Source organism: Acinetobacter sp. YH12138, from assembly GCF_015218525.1.
GTDB lineage: Bacteria > Pseudomonadota > Gammaproteobacteria > Pseudomonadales > Moraxellaceae > Acinetobacter > Acinetobacter amyesii.
In genome coordinates, this window is record NZ_CP048670.1 from 954195 (window position 1) to 973660 (window position 19466).

A 19466-nucleotide genomic window follows, 5' to 3' on the forward strand; every position below is an offset into this window, starting at 1 on the left:
AGTAAAAATTAAATAAATTTATAATTTAAAATTGAAAGTGCAACTACAGGTGCAGTTTCTGTGCGAAGGACACGTTCACCGATACACCAGTTCACGAAACCTTTCTCATTTGCTGCGCTGATCTCGGCTTCGCTCAAGCCACCTTCAGGGCCAATCAGTAAGGCAAATTGTGGGTCAGCATCAGCTAATACATCAATTTCATCTTTATTGGGTGCGAGTACCAATTTTGTTGTCGGTAGGTCACTTTCCAACCATTTTTCAAGGGAAAGAGGCGGAAGTACTTTAGGAACAATGTTGAGTCCACACTGTTCGCAAGCAGCAATAGCAATGCCTTGCCAATGGTCAAGTTTCTTTTGATCACGATCGTACTTCAAACGCATCTCACAACGTTCTGAAGTGAGTAGTTGAATTTCAGAAACACCGAGTTCCACCGCTTTTTGAATCGCATAATCCATGCGGTCGCCTTTGCTCATCACTTGACCTAATAGTGCCGTAAAATGTGGTGTGCGATTGCTTGGATTGAATTGCAAAACTTGGACGGTAGCCGACTTTTTAGCGATTTCAACCAATTCAACATGGTATTCGCCACCTTGCCCATTGAACAAAGTGGCTGTTTCGCCTACTTGAGCACGTAAAACTTTTACCCAGTGATGAAACACTGTTTCCGTTAATTCAACAGTCGTATCAACAGTTAAATCAGCTTCAATATAAAAACGTGGCATTAAAGTTTTACTCTCAAATAGGTCGAAATGTCTTATGCTAGACCGAGGTCTTTCACAAGTTGGCGTGTAGGGTCAGTGGTGTTCATGGTATAGAAGTGCAAGCTTGGCGCACCACCAGCAATCAGGCGTTCGCAAAGTTTTACAATCACTTCATGACCAAAGGCTTTGATAGACGCTGTATCGTCGCCATAAGTCGCAAGCTGTTTGCGAATCCAACGTGGAATTTCTGCACCTGTACCATCAGCAAAGCGAATTAAATTACTTGCATTGGTAATCGGCATAATGCCTGGCGCTACAGGAATGTTCACGCCTTCTTTTTGAATGCGTTCTACAAAGTAGAAGTAGGCATCTGGATTGAAGAAGAACTGTGTGAGTGCTGCGTTAGCGCCCGCATTGGCTTTATCACAGAAACGTTTGATGTCGAGGTCAAAGCTGTCTGCTTGAGGATGCATTTCTGGGTAAGCTGCAACTTCAATTTTGAAGTGATCGCCAGTGTGCTCACGGATGAAACGCACAAGATCTGTTGCATAAGGCAATTCGCCCAAGCCCACTTGACCAGACGGCAAGTCGCCGCGCAGCGCAACAATACGGTCAATGCCTTGCGATTTATACAAATCCAGCAATTCAGCAATACGTTCTTTGCTGTCACCAATACAAGACAGGTGAGGGGCAACCGGTGTGCCTTTACCGTTGAAATCATTCAATGTAGACAAAGTGCGTTCACGGGTAGAACCGCCTGCACCGTATGTTACAGAGAAAAATTCAGGATTTAATAATTGAAGTTCTTGGTGGACAACTTTAAGTTTTTCCGCGCCCGCATCAGTTTTAGTCGGGAAAAACTCAAAGGAAATAGGAATCTGTTTTGACATGTTCAAATCCTTTTTTATAAATACTTTTATTTAAAAAAATCCCCTCATCCTAACCTTCTCCCAGAGGGAGAAGGGACTTCCATTATGAAAGTAATAGTGATTTGGAGTTAACATCAAATTTGCTTTCACAATGAAGAGTTCCCTCTCCTTTTAGGAGAGGGTTAGGGAGAGGTATTTATAAAACTTAGTATTTATAAGCCTCAGCTTTGAACGGGCCTTCAACTTGAACACCGAGGTAATCCGCTTGTTCTTGAGTCAAAGTCGTTAATACGCCGCCGAAACCAGCAACCATTGCAGCAGCAACTTCTTCGTCTAATTTCTTAGGAATAAGTTCTACGCGGATTGCAGCTTGTTTTTGATCTTCAGGAAGATCAGCAAATTTTTCAGCGAACAAGTGCATTTGCCCCAACACTTGGTTAGCAAAAGAACCATCCATAATACGTGAAGGGTGACCTGTTGCATTACCAAGGTTCACTAAGCGGCCTTCTGAAAGAAGAATAAGGTAATCATTTTCATTTTCTGAACGATACACTTGGTGAACTTGTGGCTTAACTTCAACCCACTTATAACCACGTAAGTAATTTGTGTCGATTTCAGTATCGAAATGACCGATGTTACAAACTACAGCGCCAGCTTTTAATGAATCAAGCATTGCAGCGTCACATACGTGGTAGTTACCAGTTGTTGTTACGATCAAGTCAGTATTTTGAAGAAGGTCAAGGTTGATGTCTTCTTTCTTACCCGTTTGAATGCCATTTTTATACGGAGCAACAACTTCGAAACCGTCCATGCATGCTTGCATTGCACAGATAGGATCAACTTCAGTGACACGTACAATCATGCCTTCTTGACGAAGTGATTGAGCAGAACCTTTACCTACGTCACCATAACCGATTACAAGTGCACGGCGGCCAGATAAAAGCATATCTGTACCACGTTTGATTGCATCGTTTAATGAGTGGCGGCAGCCGTATTTATTGTCATTTTTAGACTTGGTTACAGAGTCATTTACGTTAATCGCTGGAACTTTTAAAGTACCGTCGCGGTGCATTTCGTAAAGACGTTGAACACCTGTAGTGGTTTCTTCAGTAATACCGTGGATTTTTGCAATCACTTCTGGGTATTTTTCGTGAACAAGTGCAGTTAAGTCACCGCCATCATCCAGAATCATGTTGGCATCCCAAGGCGTACCATTCACATTAATTTGCTGTTCAAGACACCACATGTATTCTTCTTCAGTTTCGCCTTTCCAAGCAAATACAGGAATACCTGCAGCAGCGATTGCAGCAGCAGCGTGGTCTTGAGTAGAGAAGATGTTGCATGAAGTCCAGCGTACTTCTGCGCCCAATTCAACTAGAGTTTCAATTAAAACTGCAGTTTGAATAGTCATGTGGATACAGCCTAGGATTTTCGCGCCAGCAAGCGGTTTAGCCGCTGCATAGCGTTTGCGAAGACCCATTAGGGCTGGCATTTCTGCTTCTGCAAGTTTGATTTCTTTACGGCCGTAGTCAGCTAGTGAAATATCGGCAACTTTATAATCTGTAAATGAAGCATTAACCGCGTTCATCACGATCTCCTTAATAAAAACAATTGATCATTCAGTTCGCGGATGCCGTTGTTGATTGGAACGAGTATCCAACCGAATCGTCGAGCCTAGCGATCTTATATTTAGTGCCTATAAGAAAGTCGCAGCATCCCTCGACTAGGGCAGTATTGTACTTGGAAATAGAGTGAGTTCCAATCAAAAATTGGTTAATATGTAGATGAATAATCTGATAATAAAAAGATAATAACGTACATATCATGAATATATTAAAATTTAATATTTTCCTAGTTTTACTCGTATCTTCACAAGCTGTCTCAGCAAGGCGAGGCGACTTTTCACCACAAGATATTTTTTTTCTGCCTTTAATTTTGATTGGGGTTTTATCCTTATTTAAATTTTCAGGCTTTATTGAAAATTATACGAAAGGCTTAAATTTAACCTTTAGAGTAGTCATAAAAGTAGTGAGTTTTATTATTTTGATTGGCATCATTGCCCTTATAATTATCGGGATAGGGCTAATTTCTGAGTATATTCCTGAAAAATGGTCGATGATATTCTAGTGCAATTATAAATATAAAAATTGGAAGCTAATAATGAAAAAATTAACTGCATTCATATGCTTGTGTTTTTCAGCACTAACATATGCCAACGATTCAACAGGCTATGTGGCAACGGGAGGGGTGCAGTACCTTAAAAATAAAGACATTCAAATGTTCAGTGAAGACCTGTTTATTAGTAAAAAAATGATCAAGGTCGATTATCAGTTTAAAAATCTGAGCAATAAAGACGTGACTGAAACCATACTCTTTCCACTGCCAAAAGTTGAAAACTTCTTTGAATCTGATTTTGCCAATACTGAAAAATTGCTAAAAAGTTTTAAAGTTCAGGTGAATGGAAAAATGATTCAGCCTGAAATGCATGTGCGCACTTTTATTCAAAAAGATGAAAAAACAGCCCCGATTGATATGACGGAGAGTTTTAAGCAATGCGGGTTTACGGAAAAAGACATGCTGAATCCGTGGAGCAGGCAAGATGTTGAATATGAAACTTTTGAGAGAAAGCTTAGAAACTGTAAAAATGCAGCGCTGCAAAAAGTTTTGCCCAAAGATCCGAGTGAAGTCATTTCATGGTCATCTCAGGTAATTTACAGCTGGAAGCAAACTTTTAAAGCCAATGCGCTCACACGTGTACAGCATCAATATGCACCGCTGGTGGGCGGGTCTGTGGCTTTATATCCGGATGAATATAATCAAAGTTATTGTATGGATCAAAAGTTTAAGGCAGGACTCAGAAAGGCCAAATCACAGCATGCACCATTTCAAGCACTGGGCTATATCTTAAAAACTGGCGCCAATTGGGCAAAGCCTATTCAAGATTTTAAACTGACTATCGAGCGTGATGCAGGAGAGCTGGTTTCTTTTTGCTGGGCAGGTAAAGTGAAGAAAATCAGCGCTACGCAGTTTCAAATGGTTGAAAAGAATTTTGTACCGAAACAAGATTTGGACATTATTTTTGTGAGTAAACGTCCGTCATAAGACACAATCCAGCAAGAGATATAACCAAAGTAATGAGCCTAGAAAAATTTAAATCATATGCTGCATATTTCTTGGGAATGTGTGCCTGTTTATATGGTTGTTATACTTTTTTCTATGAAAATGACAAATGGCATTTGTTGCTGTTTTCAATAATGTTGTACGGCTTGCTGTATGCAGTATTTAGATTTATCAGCAAAAAATCATGGAGCTGGTTGTGTCATGGCCTCAGTTTTATTGTTTTGTATAGCACTGTTTTAGCCATATTTTTTAGTTCAAGTTTTTTACAAATTAAAGAATTTCAACTGACTCATCCCAACTGGATTTTGGCAGATCAGGTTCAGATTAATCAAGTTGAAATTGATGATTATAGGCACAGGCGTTCACTGCAATATGCGTATACGCGAGCGCAATACCAATACATGCTGAATGAGCAAATAAGTACAGGTGTTGCAGATAAACTTGACCCGCAATATATGCTTTGGTTTCTTGAAACGTCGCAGGATTTAAAAGTCAGAGCAGCACTCAAAACTGAGCATGCAATACATCAGCAGCAGTATTCAGTGTATGTAAATACTCAAAATCCGAATCAATCACGATTTTTTCTTAACCAAGACTATTTTGAACTTCGTAATTCAGGGTTTGCATGGCTGATTTACGGCCTTCAAATGCTGTCCTTGGTTTTAGTTCTTATCGTTGTCATTTTGCTGTGGGATGCCTTTTCTGATTCGAAAGAATCTAAGACCGCTAAAAAAAGTAAGACTAAGCCTAAGGCAAAGGTGTAAAAAGCTAAACCTGATATGGAGTAAACATCTTCGTCCTAAAAAACTTCTGCACTAGGGATAAATTTTTTTTGATGCGGCATAACTATGTTTATAAAAATTGCCGTACAAATCGCGCTGATTTGTTTATTATCACTGCAGATTTAAGTTGTGAGTTCTTATTATGTCTTTGGAAATGCCTGAAGAATTAGCCAATCTTGAAGCCAATGGCGGCATTTTTGCAGTATGGATGCTGTTGCAGCATTTAGGCATTGATGCGGATGTTCAACAGTTGGTCGAAGTCTGCGGCTATGAGGCAGAGCATGGCACAACCACCATTGGTTTAGCTGTAGGACTGAGAAAGTTTGGCTTTCAAGTCAAGTTTTACACAGAGCATGATCCTGAGCTGCAGGACAGTGAAAAACGCAGTTATGCAGAAGCAGACCAATTGGAACTGTCTATATTGCCTGCAATTGGCTATGCACAAATTCAGCAGGCTTTTGAACAAAATCAGTTTGTGATTGTGTATTACGATACTCTAGAGGGCGTGGGGAACCATTCTTTGGTATATGACATTGACGAAACTGAAATTAGTTTCTTTGACAGTTTTGATGTCATGCCAGCAGAGGTATTTGAACAGCAGCGTGGGGCAGAGGGCATTTGCCGACAAGTGATTACTGTAGATGTAAATGACTATGTGGCGAGCTGAGCCATTTTGTTAAAAGCAAAAAGCCCATCATGAGATGGGCTTTATTTTTTTAGAAAAAAATTGGATTACTGCTCAGCCACATCGGCTTTTTCATTCCAAAAATCTGCTTTTTTTTCATCAGCGTCGATGCCTAAGCCATTGGCATAAATAAACGCTAAGTCACGCATGGCCTGAACTTCACCTAATTTTGCAGATTGTTCAACTAGTTCAATGGATTTAGCGACATCTTTTTCCACCACATCGCCGCGACGGTAAAAATTGGCCAATTCTAAAATTGCAGCAGGATGGTCATGTTTTGACGCTTGTTCTAACCAGCGGTGCGCATGCTCAAAATAGGTTTTAGATTCTTCAGGATCTTCTTCGAGCATGTCTTTGGCATAGACTGCATAGCCTTCACCCAGCCAATACATTGCTTCTACATGACCTAACTGAGCTGCTTTGAGTGCCCATTCTTCAGCAAGTTCAACATGCTCATCATTTTCACTTTGCATATAAATTTCAGCCAGTTCAAACTGAGCATCTTTATTGCCTGCCATAGCGCGGTTATATAAAGCAGGAGAGATTGAAAGTTCAGACATGTGTAATCCAAAAAAGCAGAATAGGCATAGCCTAATCGGTTGGCATGAAAAAAGCCAATCCGAAGATTGGCTTTTAATGTTTAGAGATCGTTGTCTAAAGAATTAAAATTTCAATAACACAGCTGACAATACAAATATGACAACTAATGCACCAATAATTTTCCAAAAATATTCAGCGATATAACTAATACATAGCCCGACAAATAAAGCCGCAATGGTCAGCGCGCCAAACCAATAACTGATGTTATTGCTCGGCGTTCCAAGAGAGAGGCAAATTATCAAGGCAATAATCAATAGCGCCCAGCCGACTAACGTGGCTAAGCGTGTTTGGCCCTCACTTAACTCTTTGCTGTAGAACTGCTTTTGATGTTTAGACATGCTGCTTGCCAAGGCAAAAAAGCCTAAGCCACTCAGTGCCCAAATCAGGAGAAAGAACATCATGCTTCAGCCTCCTTTGTGCCACGTGCTTTTTTAACAGGCAGCCCTTTATGCTTTTTCACTTTGTAAAATGAATAGGCAAACAAGATAGCCAAAAGCCACATTGCAAGATCAAAGGATGCAATCATCCATTGGCCATTTACCATGGTATTCCAAAGCGCTTGACCACCAGTCATGAAGTTTACAATCGGCAGTAAGGCAAAAATTGCTGTGGCAAAAGCTAAAAGTTCTAGCCACGCTTGACGGTGCGTACGGAAAATCGCATAAACGAGCGTCAGTAGCCAAACAATAAAGAAACTACGAATTTCTAATTCCGAACGGTTTTCAAGCTGTGCGGGAATAAAACGGTTGGCATAGAAAAATGCTGCACAGGCAATGGGTAAACCAATAATCGCTGCAATATTGGTCACTTCAACCGTGCGGTAGCCAAATGATTTAAAGCCTTGTTTTTGCTGTTGCGGTGCACGTTTTACACACCACAAAATGAGACCTGTAGCGACCATCAGGGTGCCTACAATCCCTGAAATAAACAGCAGCCAACGTAGTGCTAAATCTACACCGCGTGCTTCATGTAGCGTGGTCACTACATTGTAAATACCCATCGGTACAGAAGGGTGCTTTAACTTGGCACTTTCGTCAGTTAAGTCTTTGCCTGTTACGCCATCAAATTGTTTACTTGCATAGACATTTCGATATGCAACACTTTCACCATGTAAGGCGCGTAGCTCAATTTTAGCTTGGTCTGTATTCGGTGCAATGATGCTAACGGTACTAATAGGATTAGTTTTCCATTCAGCCTGAACTGCGGTCACGATTGGTGCTAAGTTGGTCAACGGCGCAGCAACGACAGGTTGCTCTTCACGTTTAGAGCGACGATCTCCTCGACCTTCACCACGGCCCTCAGCACGATTTTCACCTGGGTTTTGCGCAGAATTGGCACGGGCTTGCTGTGGGCGTTCGCCACGTTCTTCGCGTCCTTGAGCAGATTCACGTCCTTCAGGTTTATTTTCCTGAACTAAGGCACGATTTTGTTCTTGTAAAAATTGTCCCCGGTTTTCATAAATACGTTCAATCCCCCAAGGCATGATCGTAAATAACAGCAGCAATAGGCCACTAAAGGTGATCATGATGTGGAAGGGAAGCGCAAATACTGCGGTTGCATTATGTGCATCGAGCCAAGAACGTTGTCCTTTGCCTGAACGGAAGGTAAAGAAATCTTTAAAGATTTTTTTATGAGTAATCACACCACTAATGATGGCAACTAACATCAACAGTGTCGCTATACCGACAAACCATCGCGTCCACATACGTGGCATACCATAAAGTTCGAAATGGAAACGATAGAGAAAATTACCACCACGCGTATCGCGCGGCTCAAGCACTTCACCTGTAGCACTATCAATGTAGATTTGTTTACCACCACGGCGTGCGCGAGGGTCTTCACCTTGTTCACGAACGGTAATTAATGTGGCATTTTGACGCGTATTCGGCAGCAAAATATTCCAAACACCTGCATTCGGATGATTTTGCTGTAAATAATTTAGTGCCACTTGAGTTTGTTGGACTTGTGAACTGGCTGGAACAGACTGATGCAGCTCAGGTGTCATCCAGACATTGATTTCATTTTTAAAGAAGCTTAGGGTCCCGGTCAGGAAAATTGCATACAGCAACCAACCTAAAATTAGGCTAGCCCATGTATGCAGCCAAGACATGGACTGGCGCGGTCCCTCTACTTTTGCATCAACACGCATTTTAGCTTCCCATCATCATGTAAATGGCATACAAACACACCGCAGGGATCATAATGCCTAAAGTTGCTTTGAGGGTTTTATTCACCATAAAGACCCAAATAAATGCACAGCTCCACAGGATAAATGCAATTAAAGTTGCACTCATGGCTGCACTTCCACGGTCTTCGCTAAATACATCTGCGATGACGATGGCAGAGAGCATCGCGACAACATATCCGCCCACTAAAGCGAGGGCAAAGCGATAGAAAATCATCAAGCGATAGCTCAATAGAGAGGGGGTGTCTTTACGCGTTTTAGGCAGCGCAGATGTGAGGGGGGGGCACGAGTGCCTCAGGTGGTGAGCTATTCATAAAATACTTAAGCGCTTGGAAATTGTATTAAAGTTAATCTAAATGATAACAATTATTATTAATAATTAGAATAATGTATTCACAAAATTATTGATTTTTCAGCATGCTGAGTAGAAATGGATTTAAAAAGAGGGGAATTAAAGGCGAAAAAATAGCGACCGGAGTCGCTATTTTAGAATGCAAGAATGCTTAATTGTCTACATTATTGCTCTTGTTGAATGCCTGCAACCAACCAGTCTTGATCAGAACCCGCAGGTTTAACAAAATGCCATACTTCAGCAAATGGCTGTGGCAGGCTATTTAAGTCTTCACTTACCGTACCTGTAAAACGCACACTTACAACGTATTGACCATTTTCGTTAGCAGAATCGACCACCATAGCATTTAAGTTAGAAAACTCAGCAACGTCTTCATCTTTATTCGCCATAATGTCGTTATACATAGACTGGTATAGGTCAGGCGTTAAGTAACGCTGAATTTCAGAAATGTTGCTTGCCGTATTCATCGATTGAATGTGGTTGAAACGCTGACGCGCAACACGTAAGAATGTTGCTGGTTCTGTACCGTCAGGCAATTGATTACCGCTATTAGTATAAGCGGCACCAAAAGGCGCATTCGTTGCTGCAGCTGCACCAAATGGAGCATTTGAAGCTGCTGAATTACCGCCTACAGAATTACCAAAAATATTCGTATTGTCATTACCTGCACGAGGTGCAGCATTTTGCTGGCCAAACGGTGCATTGTTTGCACCGCTGTTTGGCGCATACGGATTGTTAGCGGCTAGTTTTTTTTTTGCGCCCATCTTACGGAAAATGAAGAAGGCAACAGCAGCGGCAAGTAAAATCCAGATCCAGCCTGGAATACCACCTTTCTCTTCCTGTTGTTGAGCTTGCGCTTCAGAAGCTGCTTGACCGTTATTGTCATCGGCCATCGCATTTGCAGCGACTGCACCAATTGCAGCACCAGCCACACCAGCTGCAACCATTCCGCCCACATTCGAGCCAGATTTAGCTGGAGCGCCAGCAGTTGCAGGCTGTTGAACAGGAGCAGATTGACGAGGTTGCTGATAAGACTGAGTTGGAGCAGCTTGACGGCTCATACCATGGCTTTTACCACCGCCGGCACGTTTCGCTTCTGCAATCGGCGCTACCAAAAGGGCTGCTGTTAAAAGAGCAGTCATCAAACCACGCTGTCGAACTTCCATCAAATTTTCCTATATCTATATAAAATTAAAATAGCCATCTAGTTATGCCGCCATTTGTACTGAATTTCAATAGAACATCGGTAAAAAATTGAAAATTCATTCAAAATAAACGATTCAACGTGACTAAGACTCATCGGTAAGTGTAATTGCCTGACTCAACGCCTCATGTAAACGTGCGACAGAAATAATCTCTACACCTGAAATAGGTTTTTGCGGTGCATTCCCACGCGGTAAAATAATAGTTTTAAAACCATGCTTAATGGCTTCTTTGAGCCGTTCTTGTCCATTGGGTACAGGGCGGATTTCGCCTGAAAGGCCGACTTCACCAAATACTGCCAAATGCTGTGGCAGGGCTTTAGCTCTTAAGCTAGAGGCGCAGGCTAAAAGTACCGCAAGGTCAGAACCTGTTTCTGTGATTTTTAAACCACCCACGACATTGACATAAACATCTTGTCCTGCAGTTTGTACGCCACCATGACGGTGCATAACGGCTAAAAGCATGTTTAAACGGTTTTGTTCTAAACCTAAGGCCACGCGTCGAGGTTGTCCGTGCGCATCATCTACCAAAGCCTGAACTTCAACCAAAAGTGGACGTGTACCTTCACGGCTAATCATGACAATGGAACCCGGAATGGCTTCATCATAACGACTAAGGAAAATGGCGGAAGGGTTTGATACCTCGCGCAGACCTTTATCAGTCATGCCAAATACACCAAGCTCGTTGACCGCACCAAAACGGTTTTTCACCGCCCGAATCATACGGAAGCGCGAGTCAGACTGACCTTCAAAATACAAAACACAATCGACCATGTGCTCAAGCACGCGAGGGCCTGCCAAAGAACCTTCTTTCGTTACGTGACCGACAATAAACAATGCTGTGCCACTATTTTTGGCAAAGCGGGTCAGGAGTGCAGCCGATTCACGAATTTGGGAAACACCGCCCGGCGCAGACTGGAGTGTCTCGGTGTATAGAGTTTGGATCGAATCTAAAATGGCAACGGCAGGGCGTTCATGTGCCAAAACTTCACAAATACGCTCGACACAGGTTTCTGCCATGACTTTGAGTTGATCGGTCGGCAAATCTAGGCGCTGGGCACGTAGAGCCACTTGAGACAAAGATTCCTCACCAGTGACATATAAGGCAGAACTTTTACTCGCCGCCATATAGGTTGCGGTTTGTAGCAAAATAGTGGATTTACCAATGCCGGGGTCACCACCAATCAGCACAACTGAACCTGTGACCAGTCCACCACCGAGCACACGGTCAAATTCACCAATACCTGTTGCCATTCGAGTTTCATGCGAAACGGAAACTTGATTTAAGGTAGTCACAGCAGCAGCTTGACCTGCATAGCCACCGCCCATTTTCGGCTGTGCACGGTGTGTAACGGCGGGAGCAATACTGACTTCGACTAATGAATTCCATTCACCACATTCGGTACATTGACCGGCCCATTTGGGATGATCAGCACCACATTGTTCACATCGATAGACACTTTTTGCTTTCGCCATAATATTTACTGTGCACAAACTCAAATTGAGTCACAGCATAGCGGTGAATACATCGAAAAACCAAGTTTTTATCGCATGAAATGACTGATGAAGGTCAATTGATGTCGTTTTATTTTCAAGAGCTGCACTTTTTTACATAGTAAGCACTTTATAATAGCGCATTATATTTTTTGAAATGGGTCACCACATGACTGAACTATTACGACATATCGATGCCATCGCACGTGAAAAAAATCGTGATGTGTTATTTGTGCATTTTGAAGAATATGATCATCAACATCCTGAAAAAAATACGGTGCGTAATGATGTTATGCACTGGTTTGACCTGCAAAATATAGACTATTTCCCTTGTATGGGGCTAGAAGGTGAGTCTTTAATCGATAGTTATACAGGTGATTTATACCTTGACGTGCCTTTTGATGAAAGCAGCCCTGCATATAAAACCCTCAGTGAATACCTTGAAGATGAACAAGGGAACATGAAAATTCAGGGGGTATTGTTCTTTTCTTTATCTTTGGAAATTGCCCTAGAAATCGAAGCTGATCTGATGGAAGCCAGTGCTGTAGATTCTGAATATGCTGAAAATGAGTTTGGTGACCAATTTGGTGAAGGCTTTATTGAAGATTCTGAATTAGATCCAAAAGATGAAGCGGCCAATGAAAGCAAGACGAAAAACGACAAATTTGATGATGGTCAAATTGGCACGATTCAATAAGTAAATATTGATTTTCAGTCCGAATAAAAAAGCCACGTGAATTCACGTGGCTTTTTGTTTAGCAGGGGATTAGTACAATTCACCTGATTTACGACGTTCAATAAAATCTTTCGATTCTTTTACAATGATGCCTGAGAGCAATAACAGTGCAATACAGTTTGGTGCAGCCATCAAACCGTTAAAGGTATCGGCAAATAGCCAAACGAGATCAAGTGTTACGACACAGCCGACAAAGACTGATGCGATGTAAATTAAGCGATAAATCATTACTGATTTTTCACCTAACAGGTAAGTACAGCATTTTTCACCATAATAGCTCCAACCCAGAATGGTTGAATAAGCGAAGAAAATAATACCGAAAGTCACGACCCAACCACCGAAGCCCGGAAGTAGTTTGTCAAAAACACTGATCGTTAATACTGCACCCGTTTGATCACCAAAGCTTTGTCCTGCCATGATGAAGCCCATCACCAGTACGATACCTGTAATTGAGCAAACAATGATGGTGTCTAAGAACGTACCTGTCATAGAGACAAGACCTTGACGTGCTGGGTGGTCAGTTTTTGCAGCCGCAGCGGCAATAGGTGCTGAGCCCATACCTGCTTCATTAGAGAATACACCACGTGCCACACCATAACGAATCGCAGCACCAATCGCACCACCCGCAGCAGCTTCGCCCGTAAATGCATAGCTAAAGATCATTTTTAGTGCAGGGATCACCAATTCAAGGTTGGTGAAAATAATGATTAAGCCACCCAATACATAACCTACCGCCATGATTGGAACAATAAATGAAGAGGCTTTTGAAATGGATTTGATGCCGCCTAAAATAACGAGGGCAGAGAATATGGTGATGACGATGGCAGTGGTGAGTGTGCTGATCCCTAAGCTGTTTTGCACAGCAAGCGCGACAGTGTTGGACTGTACTGAGCTACCAATACCAAAGGATGCCAAAGTACCAAATAGGGCAAATACCACTGCCAACCATTTCCACTTAGGCCCAAGTCCACGTTCGATGTAATACATCGGACCACCGTTCATTTCGCCATTTTCATTTTTATGACGAAACTTTACAGCAAGTACACCTTCACCATATTTGGTTGCCATACCAAAGAGCGCGGTTATCCACATCCAAAACACTGCGCCCGGACCACCGAGCACACAAGCGGTGGCTACACCGGCAATATTACCTGTACCAATGGTGGCAGAAAGTGCGGTCATAAGTGAGGCGAAATGAGAAATATCGCCATCATGTTGATTTGCTTTAGGATGCTTGCCAAAGACTTGTTTGAATGCGAAAGGCAACATGCGAAATTGCCAGAAAAGTAGTCGGAAGGTGAGGAATACACCTGTTCCAACAATGAGGACCAACATGTATGGACCCCAGACCCATCCACTGAGTGTTTCCATGATATTTTGAATTTCTTGCATAGTATCTTCTTCTTATCGGCCCTGAGTGAGTGAATGCTACATTTTTGATATCTGTAGCAATTGATATGCCATTGTTAGAAACTTCCATGATTTTTGGCATAAATTTTTATCGTTGGTAAAATATTTTTTGCATAAAATTTAAGTTATTACAAGTAAATTGTTGTTTTATTGGTCGCTTTAAAATGTGAGCTGGCGCTAAGATTTTTATATATAAGAAAAATAAATTAACTTTGTCACTTAATCCGAAAATATAGATGATGAGAAATAATTTTGTATTTTCTGAAATTTTTACGTTAATTTGTCGCAATTGGAACGCGAAGTTGAATTAAATAATGTCAAATGAAATTCATGGATCGCACGCTGATAGCGGCGATTTGAAACGAAGCTTGTCCAACCGACACCTGCAATTGATTGCGATTGGTGGTGCGATTGGTACAGGTTTATTTATGGGGTCAGGAAAGACCATCAGTTTAGCTGGTCCGTCCATCCTTATTATCTATATGATTATTGGTTTTATGGTTTTCCTCGTCATGCGTGCATTAGGCGAGTTATTACTATCAAATCTTGAATATAAATCTTTTATCGATTTTGCAACCGACTTAATCGGCCCGTGGGCAGGCTATTTTGTGGGTTGGACCTATTGGCTGTGCTGGATCACTATAGGGATTGCTGATTTATCGGCCATCATTTATTACCTGCAATTCTTTAATGGAGGTAACCCGTTCTCGCCCGAAGAAGGGGTGATGATCAGTGTTGCCGCCATTGTATTTATCATGGGTTTAAACCTTGTTACGGTTAAACTTTTTGGTGAATTAGAGTTCTGGTTTGCACTGATTAAGATTATTGCAATCGTGGTGCTTATTGGTGTCGGTCTTTGGATGATCTTTACCGGTTTTACCTCATCGACAGGTGAAATCGCATCATTCACACATTTATGGTCACATGGTGGTCTATTCCCAACAGGAGTAACTGGTTTCTTGGCAGGTTTCCAGATCGCCATTTTTGCCTTTGTCGGCGTAGAACTCGTTGGTACTACGGCAGCAGAAACCAAAGATCCAGAACACAACTTGCCTAAAGCTGTAAACTCGATTCCGATTCGTATCATTATTTTCTATGTGCTTGCACTTGTGATTGTGATGTCCGTTACGCCATGGAATGCCATTGACCCAAGCATTTCACCATTCGTGAACTTGTTTAGCCAAGCCGGTATTGCTGCTGCTGCGATTATTATGAACTTGGTTGTGTTGTCATCAGTTATGTCATCGATGAATAGTGGTGTGTTCTCGACTTCACGTATGTTGTTTGGTTTATCTCGTGAAGAGCAAGGTCCAAAAGCGTTCGGTCGTTTAAACTCACGTGCAGTTCCTGCAAATGCGTTATATTTCTCGGCAGTTTGTTTACTGTTGGGTGCTGCATTACAGTATTTCGTACCGAACACGGTTGAAGCCTTCACTTTAGCAACCACACTGTCTACGATTTTATTTATCTGCGTATGGCTCATGATTATCTGGAGCTATATCATTTACTATAAAACTCGTCCTGAGTTACATGCGAAGTCAACCTTTAAATTACCAGGTGGCTTATATACTTGCTGGCTTGTGATTATCTTCTTCATCGGCATGATTTATGTTTTGTCATTAGAAGCAGATACCATGAAAGCGCTCATGGTGAGCCCAATTTGGTTCATCATTTTGATTATTGGTTATTTCGGTTTTTATAAGAAAAAGCACCATTAATTTACATTTTTGAACGGATGTAAAAACATAAAAAGCTGCTCCTGATGGGGCAGCTTTTTTATTTGAATATGGATTTAATTTACACTAATACACAGTATTCATTAGTGCTAATAGAAGTATAAAACAGCATTCAAATTGATAAGCTATTTCAGTGAAATCAATAGCCTGATCGGTATAGAAAAATACACAAATGTGGTTTGAAAACAGCACCATCAAATTTTGCTTAAATTTAGTGCAGAATGGCAAAAAGCTCACTTGGAATTACAGGGCTTTTCTTTTATCCGCGGGTTGATCACGTTATACTCGGAAAAATCTTTTCATTAGGTACGTTTATGTATCGTTTTATGAATTATAAAATTATTGTATTAGCAAGTGCTGTGCTGCTGACCGCTTGTGGTCAGTCTGGTGCATTGCATTTACCTTCAGATGCAAATGCAGATAAGCGCGCAAAATATCTGATTTATCCAGATACGCCTGCACAGCAAAAGCAGGAAAAACAAGCGGCTCCTGTTGCAACTGAATCGGAATCTTCAAATTCTAACCCTACACCTTAATGCTTTTATAGAAAGGATACTTTCATGAGTTTCACCCGTACGAATGGGGTATTGCATGCAGAGCAATGTTCTTTACAACAGCTTGCACAGCAATATGGCACACCGCTTTATGTTTATTCAAAAGCTACTTTTGAAAAGCATTATTCAGATATGGATCGTGCATTTAGCTTTATCGACCATCAAATTTGTTTTGCGGTAAAGTCAAACTCTAATCTTGCGGTGTTAAACGTACTTGCCAAGCAGGGCGCTGGTTTTGATATTGTGACGGGTGGTGAACTCGCACGTGTATTAAAAGCCGGTGGTGAAGCTTCTAAAATTGTATTCTCAGGTTTAGGTAAAACTGAAGCCGATATCCAAAAAGCGTTGGACGTGGGTATTGCATGTTTTAACGTTGAATCACATGCAGAGCTTGATCGAATCCAAAAAGTGGCTGCTGCAATGGGTAAGAAAGCACCGATTTCATTGCGTGTAAATCCAGATGTGGATGCCAAAACGCATCCTTATATCTCTACGGGTTTAAAAGAAAACAAATTCGGTATTCCTTCTGACAGCGTTTTTGACACTTACGCGTATGCGGCTTCGTTGCCAAATCTTGAGATTATCGGGATTGATTGCCATATCGGCTCACAGTTGACTGAAACTCAGCCTTTTGTTGATGCACTTGATCGTGTCATTGTGATGATCAATCAACTGAAAGAGATGGGTATTCATCTAAAACATATCGATATCGGTGGTGGCTTAGGCGTAACGTACAAAGACGAAGTTCCGCCAACCGTTGAAGAATATGCTCAGGCAATGCGTCCAGCTTTAGAGAAATTAGGCCTTAAGGTGTATATGGAACCGGGGCGTAGTATTTCTGCAAATGCAGGTGTGTTGTTAACCAAAGTTGATTTACTCAAACCGACCAATCATCGTAATTTTGCGATTATTGATGCTGCAATGAATGACTTAATACGTCCCGCTTTATATGAAGCATGGATGGATATTCAGGAAGTAACACCTCGTACAGATACAGAAAAGAAAGACTGGGATGTTGTTGGTGCGATTTGCGAAACCGGTGATTTCCTCGGTAAGCAACGTCAGTTGGCGATTCAAGAAAATGACGTGCTTGCAGTATTGGGTGCAGGTGCTTATGGTTTTGTCATGAGCTCAAACTACAACAGCCGCGGACGTGCTGCTGAAGTAATGGTTGACGGTGATCAGTCTCATTTGATTCGTGAGCGTGAAACCATCGAATCATTATGGGAACGTGAACGTTTATTGCCTTAAGGAGAAATTCGAGATGTTATTAGAATTTACCAAAATGCATGGCCTTGGCAATGACTTTATGGTGGTCGATCTGATTAGCCAACGGGCTTATTTAGATACAGTGACGATTCAGCGTTTGGCCGACCGTCATTTTGGTATTGGTTTTGATCAGCTTTTGATTGTAGAACCACCAGATTTACCCAACGTCGATTTTAAATACCGTATTTTTAATGCAGATGGTTCTGAAGTTGAACAATGCGGTAATGGCGTACGTTGTTTTGCGCGCTTTGTGCATGAACGTAAGTTGACCAGCAAAACCAAAATCAAAGTACAAACCAAGTCAGGTATCGTAGAGCCTGAATTAGGTGCAAATGGTTGGGTGCGCGTTAACATGGGTTATCCTCGCTTTTTGCCGCATGAAATTCCATTTATTGCGGAAGAGCCTGAAAACTTATACGACATTGCATTGGCGAATAATGAACAACTCACCATTGATGTGGTGAGTATGGGTAATCCGCATGCAGTGACGATCGTTCCTGATGTCATTACCGCAGACGTTGCTAAAATTGGTCCACAAGTCGAATCGCATGAGCGTTTTCCACAGCGAGTAAATGCTGGCTTTATGCAAATTGTGGATGAGAAACATGCACGCTTACGTGTATTTGAACGTGGTGTCGGTGAAACGATGGCCTGTGGTACAGGTGCTTGTGCAGCGGCAGTATCAGGTATGCGTCGTGGCTTATTAGCCAATTCGGTCGAAATAGAGTTGGCAGGTGGTAAGCTGCAAATTGAGTGGCAAGAAGGTGGTGTGGTCTGGATGACCGGACCAACCGCAACAGTTTACGAAGGACGCTTAGACTTAAGTTACTTCCAAGGTTAAACTCCAAGCCCTGATTCATTCAGGGCTTTTTTCACAAAATAAAAAGTGAATAAAAAATTATAATTCAATGGGATTGGAATCAACATGGAACAAATAAACGAAGAAATAAAAGAAGAAATCTTAGAGCAACTTTTTCATAAAGCCTTACATGAACCCGCGTATCGCCCAGAATTTTTAGCTCAGTTATTGGCAGCCAAAGTGTATTGTGTGGGAACAACAGGGGGACGTGATTCACGTATTGCCGAAGATTTGATCTTGGATGAAGGTGACAGTGTTCAATTGAAATCATGGGAAGATGAGACTTATGATTGCGTCATCCCATTTTTTACGTCCTTGGAAAAAATGCGGTTGGCAATATCTGAAGAGGAGTCGTATATCCGGCTACCAACCAAGGCATTATTTGAAATGACCATGGGGGCAAGGCTTGTATTGAATCCACAATCACCTGATGCGACGAAGGACTTTGTACCAGAAGAAATTCAACATTTGCTGAACGGGCAGTATATTCAGCCCTCAGAAAACTATGAAGTTACGGAAGATACGGAAGTTTTAATTGGTCAGCCGGCGGAATATCCGCAGTTTATGATTGATCAATTAAGCATTTTTTTCGGCACAGAGCGTGTGGTAAAAGCTGCTTATTTAGCGCAAATGCTGAATCAAGCTCGAGATGATTCACCGACTTTGTTGATCGGATTAGATTTAGAAGCAGGATTATCTGAACAACAAATTCAAGAATTGCACAGTAAAATTGGTCGTATCACACAGGATAGTTTAAAAGAGCAATGCCCAGTGGATCTGATCCATGTCAATCCACACAGTGCGGATGGTGTAGAAGGGTATTTGCTTAATGAAACGCAAGCTTTTTACCAACGTGTTGATGGTAAGCCTAAGGGGTTCTTTGCTAGACTCTTTTCATAAAACAGATATGTA

General features: G+C 41.7%; 19 protein-coding genes and 1 pseudogene. 10 read left to right on the forward strand and 10 right to left on the reverse strand.

The genetic code is table 11. The features are described 5' to 3' along the window. Nucleotides 1-8: 8 nt before the first annotated feature. From G0029_RS04540 to ahcY, 3 genes are all read right to left on the reverse strand, one after another. Nucleotides 9-722: a 16S rRNA (uracil(1498)-N(3))-methyltransferase gene (locus G0029_RS04540; protein ID WP_180107771.1), complete on the reverse strand. Its 714-nt coding sequence runs from the start codon at nt 720-722 to the stop codon at nt 9-11. Nucleotides 723-754: 32 nt separating this feature from the next. Then, complete coding sequence (metF, locus tag G0029_RS04545) at nt 755-1591, reverse strand: methylenetetrahydrofolate reductase [NAD(P)H] (protein WP_168378282.1); 837 nt, start codon at nt 1589-1591, stop codon at nt 755-757. Nucleotides 1592-1775: 184 nt separating this feature from the next. Next, on the reverse strand, nt 1776-3158 hold the full coding sequence (gene ahcY, locus G0029_RS04550) for an adenosylhomocysteinase (protein WP_078192086.1): 1383 nt from the start codon (nt 3156-3158) through the stop codon (nt 1776-1778). 236 nt (nt 3159-3394) lie between these two features. Between ahcY and G0029_RS04555 the strand changes: the two genes are divergently transcribed. The 4 genes from G0029_RS04555 (at nt 3395) to G0029_RS04570 (ending at nt 6139) form a co-directional block, all read left to right on the forward strand. Then, nucleotides 3395-3697, forward strand: a complete 303-nt coding sequence (locus G0029_RS04555) for a hypothetical protein (RefSeq protein WP_180026682.1) — start codon at nt 3395-3397, stop codon at nt 3695-3697. Between the two features lie 33 nt (nt 3698-3730). After that, the gene (locus G0029_RS04560; RefSeq protein ID WP_180109776.1) at nt 3731-4672 is read left to right on the forward strand and encodes a DUF4424 family protein; all 942 of its coding nucleotides are present in this window, start codon (nt 3731-3733) and stop codon (nt 4670-4672) included. Between the two features lie 152 nt (nt 4673-4824). Then, nucleotides 4825-5454 carry a hypothetical protein gene (locus G0029_RS04565; protein ID WP_180093716.1) on the forward strand — a complete coding sequence of 210 codons (630 nt, stop codon included), beginning with the start codon at nt 4825-4827 and terminating at the stop codon, nt 5452-5454. A gap of 160 nt (nt 5455-5614) precedes the next feature. Beyond that, nucleotides 5615-6139, forward strand: coding sequence for a cysteine peptidase family C39 domain-containing protein (locus G0029_RS04570; RefSeq protein WP_180107774.1), 525 nt, complete (start codon nt 5615-5617; stop codon nt 6137-6139). 65 nt (nt 6140-6204) lie between these two features. Here G0029_RS04570 and G0029_RS04575 read toward each other — a convergent pair whose 3' ends face one another. The 6 genes from G0029_RS04575 to radA form a co-directional block, all read right to left on the reverse strand. Further along, nucleotides 6205-6717, reverse strand: a complete 513-nt coding sequence (locus tag G0029_RS04575) for a tetratricopeptide repeat protein (RefSeq protein WP_180074148.1) — start codon at nt 6715-6717, stop codon at nt 6205-6207. A gap of 102 nt (nt 6718-6819) precedes the next feature. Continuing rightward, nucleotides 6820-7158: a DUF3325 domain-containing protein gene (locus G0029_RS04580; protein ID WP_180107775.1), complete on the reverse strand. Its 339-nt coding sequence runs from the start codon at nt 7156-7158 to the stop codon at nt 6820-6822. After that, on the reverse strand, nt 7155-8906 hold the full coding sequence (locus G0029_RS04585; protein WP_180107776.1) for a PepSY-associated TM helix domain-containing protein: 1752 nt from the start codon (nt 8904-8906) through the stop codon (nt 7155-7157). The genes G0029_RS04580 and G0029_RS04585 overlap by 4 nt, the downstream gene beginning before the upstream one ends. A 1-nt stretch (nt 8907) precedes the next feature. After that, a complete protein-coding gene (locus tag G0029_RS04590) occupies nt 8908-9252 on the reverse strand; it encodes a hypothetical protein (protein WP_180107789.1) in 345 nt (114 codons plus the stop codon). Between the two features lie 206 nt (nt 9253-9458). Continuing rightward, the gene (locus G0029_RS04595) at nt 9459-10460 is read right to left on the reverse strand and encodes a Tim44 domain-containing protein (RefSeq protein ID WP_078192078.1); all 1002 of its coding nucleotides are present in this window, start codon (nt 10458-10460) and stop codon (nt 9459-9461) included. A 123-nt stretch (nt 10461-10583) separates the two neighbouring features. After that, complete coding sequence (radA, locus tag G0029_RS04600) at nt 10584-11972, reverse strand: DNA repair protein RadA (protein ID WP_180026689.1); 1389 nt, start codon at nt 11970-11972, stop codon at nt 10584-10586. A gap of 187 nt (nt 11973-12159) precedes the next feature. Between radA and G0029_RS04605 the strand changes: the two are divergent. Beyond that, nucleotides 12160-12516: pseudogene (locus G0029_RS04605) on the forward strand (hypothetical protein); the annotation flags it as partial. A gap of 240 nt (nt 12517-12756) precedes the next feature. Here the strand turns inward: G0029_RS04605 and G0029_RS04610 are convergent. Continuing rightward, nucleotides 12757-14118, reverse strand: a complete 1362-nt coding sequence (locus tag G0029_RS04610) for an alanine/glycine:cation symporter family protein (RefSeq protein WP_078192076.1) — start codon at nt 14116-14118, stop codon at nt 12757-12759. Nucleotides 14119-14450: 332 nt separating this feature from the next. On the opposite strand from G0029_RS04610, the gene G0029_RS04615 reads away from it, so the two are divergent. The 5 genes from G0029_RS04615 to G0029_RS04635 all read left to right on the forward strand — a co-directional run bounded on the left by G0029_RS04615 (nt 14451) and on the right by G0029_RS04635 (nt 19454). Further along, nucleotides 14451-15854, forward strand: coding sequence for an amino acid permease (locus tag G0029_RS04615; protein ID WP_180107777.1), 1404 nt, complete (start codon nt 14451-14453; stop codon nt 15852-15854). A gap of 344 nt (nt 15855-16198) precedes the next feature. Continuing rightward, complete coding sequence (lptM, locus tag G0029_RS04620; protein ID WP_372491094.1) at nt 16199-16408, forward strand: LPS translocon maturation chaperone LptM; 210 nt, start codon at nt 16199-16201, stop codon at nt 16406-16408. 24 nt (nt 16409-16432) lie between these two features. Next, nucleotides 16433-17677, forward strand: coding sequence for a diaminopimelate decarboxylase (gene lysA, locus G0029_RS04625; protein ID WP_180056051.1), 1245 nt, complete (start codon nt 16433-16435; stop codon nt 17675-17677). A 13-nt stretch (nt 17678-17690) separates the two neighbouring features. Further along, nucleotides 17691-18536, forward strand: a complete 846-nt coding sequence (dapF, locus tag G0029_RS04630; protein ID WP_111883917.1) for a diaminopimelate epimerase — start codon at nt 17691-17693, stop codon at nt 18534-18536. A gap of 84 nt (nt 18537-18620) precedes the next feature. After that, nucleotides 18621-19454 carry an enhanced serine sensitivity protein SseB C-terminal domain-containing protein gene (locus G0029_RS04635; RefSeq protein ID WP_180065025.1) on the forward strand — a complete coding sequence of 278 codons (834 nt, stop codon included), beginning with the start codon at nt 18621-18623 and terminating at the stop codon, nt 19452-19454. Nucleotides 19455-19466: the final 12 nt, after the last annotated feature.

Coding starts and splice junctions, on each gene's coding strand:
- G0029_RS04540 (WP_180107771.1), bottom strand. CDS start 722: ATGCCACGTTTTTATATTGAAGCTGATTTAACTGTTGATACGACTGTT.
- metF (WP_168378282.1), bottom strand. CDS start 1,591: ATGTCAAAACAGATTCCTATTTCCTTTGAGTTTTTCCCGACTAAAACT.
- ahcY (WP_078192086.1), bottom strand. CDS start 3,158: ATGAACGCGGTTAATGCTTCATTTACAGATTATAAAGTTGCCGATATT.
- G0029_RS04555 (WP_180026682.1), top strand. CDS start 3,395: ATGAATATATTAAAATTTAATATTTTCCTAGTTTTACTCGTATCTTCA.
- G0029_RS04560 (WP_180109776.1), top strand. CDS start 3,731: ATGAAAAAATTAACTGCATTCATATGCTTGTGTTTTTCAGCACTAACA.
- G0029_RS04565 (WP_180093716.1), top strand. CDS start 4,825: ATGTTGTACGGCTTGCTGTATGCAGTATTTAGATTTATCAGCAAAAAA.
- G0029_RS04570 (WP_180107774.1), top strand. CDS start 5,615: ATGTCTTTGGAAATGCCTGAAGAATTAGCCAATCTTGAAGCCAATGGC.
- G0029_RS04575 (WP_180074148.1), bottom strand. CDS start 6,717: ATGTCTGAACTTTCAATCTCTCCTGCTTTATATAACCGCGCTATGGCA.
- G0029_RS04580 (WP_180107775.1), bottom strand. CDS start 7,158: ATGATGTTCTTTCTCCTGATTTGGGCACTGAGTGGCTTAGGCTTTTTT.
- G0029_RS04585 (WP_180107776.1), bottom strand. CDS start 8,906: ATGCGTGTTGATGCAAAAGTAGAGGGACCGCGCCAGTCCATGTCTTGG.
- G0029_RS04595 (WP_078192078.1), bottom strand. CDS start 10,460: ATGGAAGTTCGACAGCGTGGTTTGATGACTGCTCTTTTAACAGCAGCC.
- radA (WP_180026689.1), bottom strand. CDS start 11,972: ATGGCGAAAGCAAAAAGTGTCTATCGATGTGAACAATGTGGTGCTGAT.
- G0029_RS04610 (WP_078192076.1), bottom strand. CDS start 14,118: ATGCAAGAAATTCAAAATATCATGGAAACACTCAGTGGATGGGTCTGG.
- G0029_RS04615 (WP_180107777.1), top strand. CDS start 14,451: ATGTCAAATGAAATTCATGGATCGCACGCTGATAGCGGCGATTTGAAA.
- lptM (WP_372491094.1), top strand. CDS start 16,199: ATGAATTATAAAATTATTGTATTAGCAAGTGCTGTGCTGCTGACCGCT.
- lysA (WP_180056051.1), top strand. CDS start 16,433: ATGAGTTTCACCCGTACGAATGGGGTATTGCATGCAGAGCAATGTTCT.
- dapF (WP_111883917.1), top strand. CDS start 17,691: ATGTTATTAGAATTTACCAAAATGCATGGCCTTGGCAATGACTTTATG.
- G0029_RS04635 (WP_180065025.1), top strand. CDS start 18,621: ATGGAACAAATAAACGAAGAAATAAAAGAAGAAATCTTAGAGCAACTT.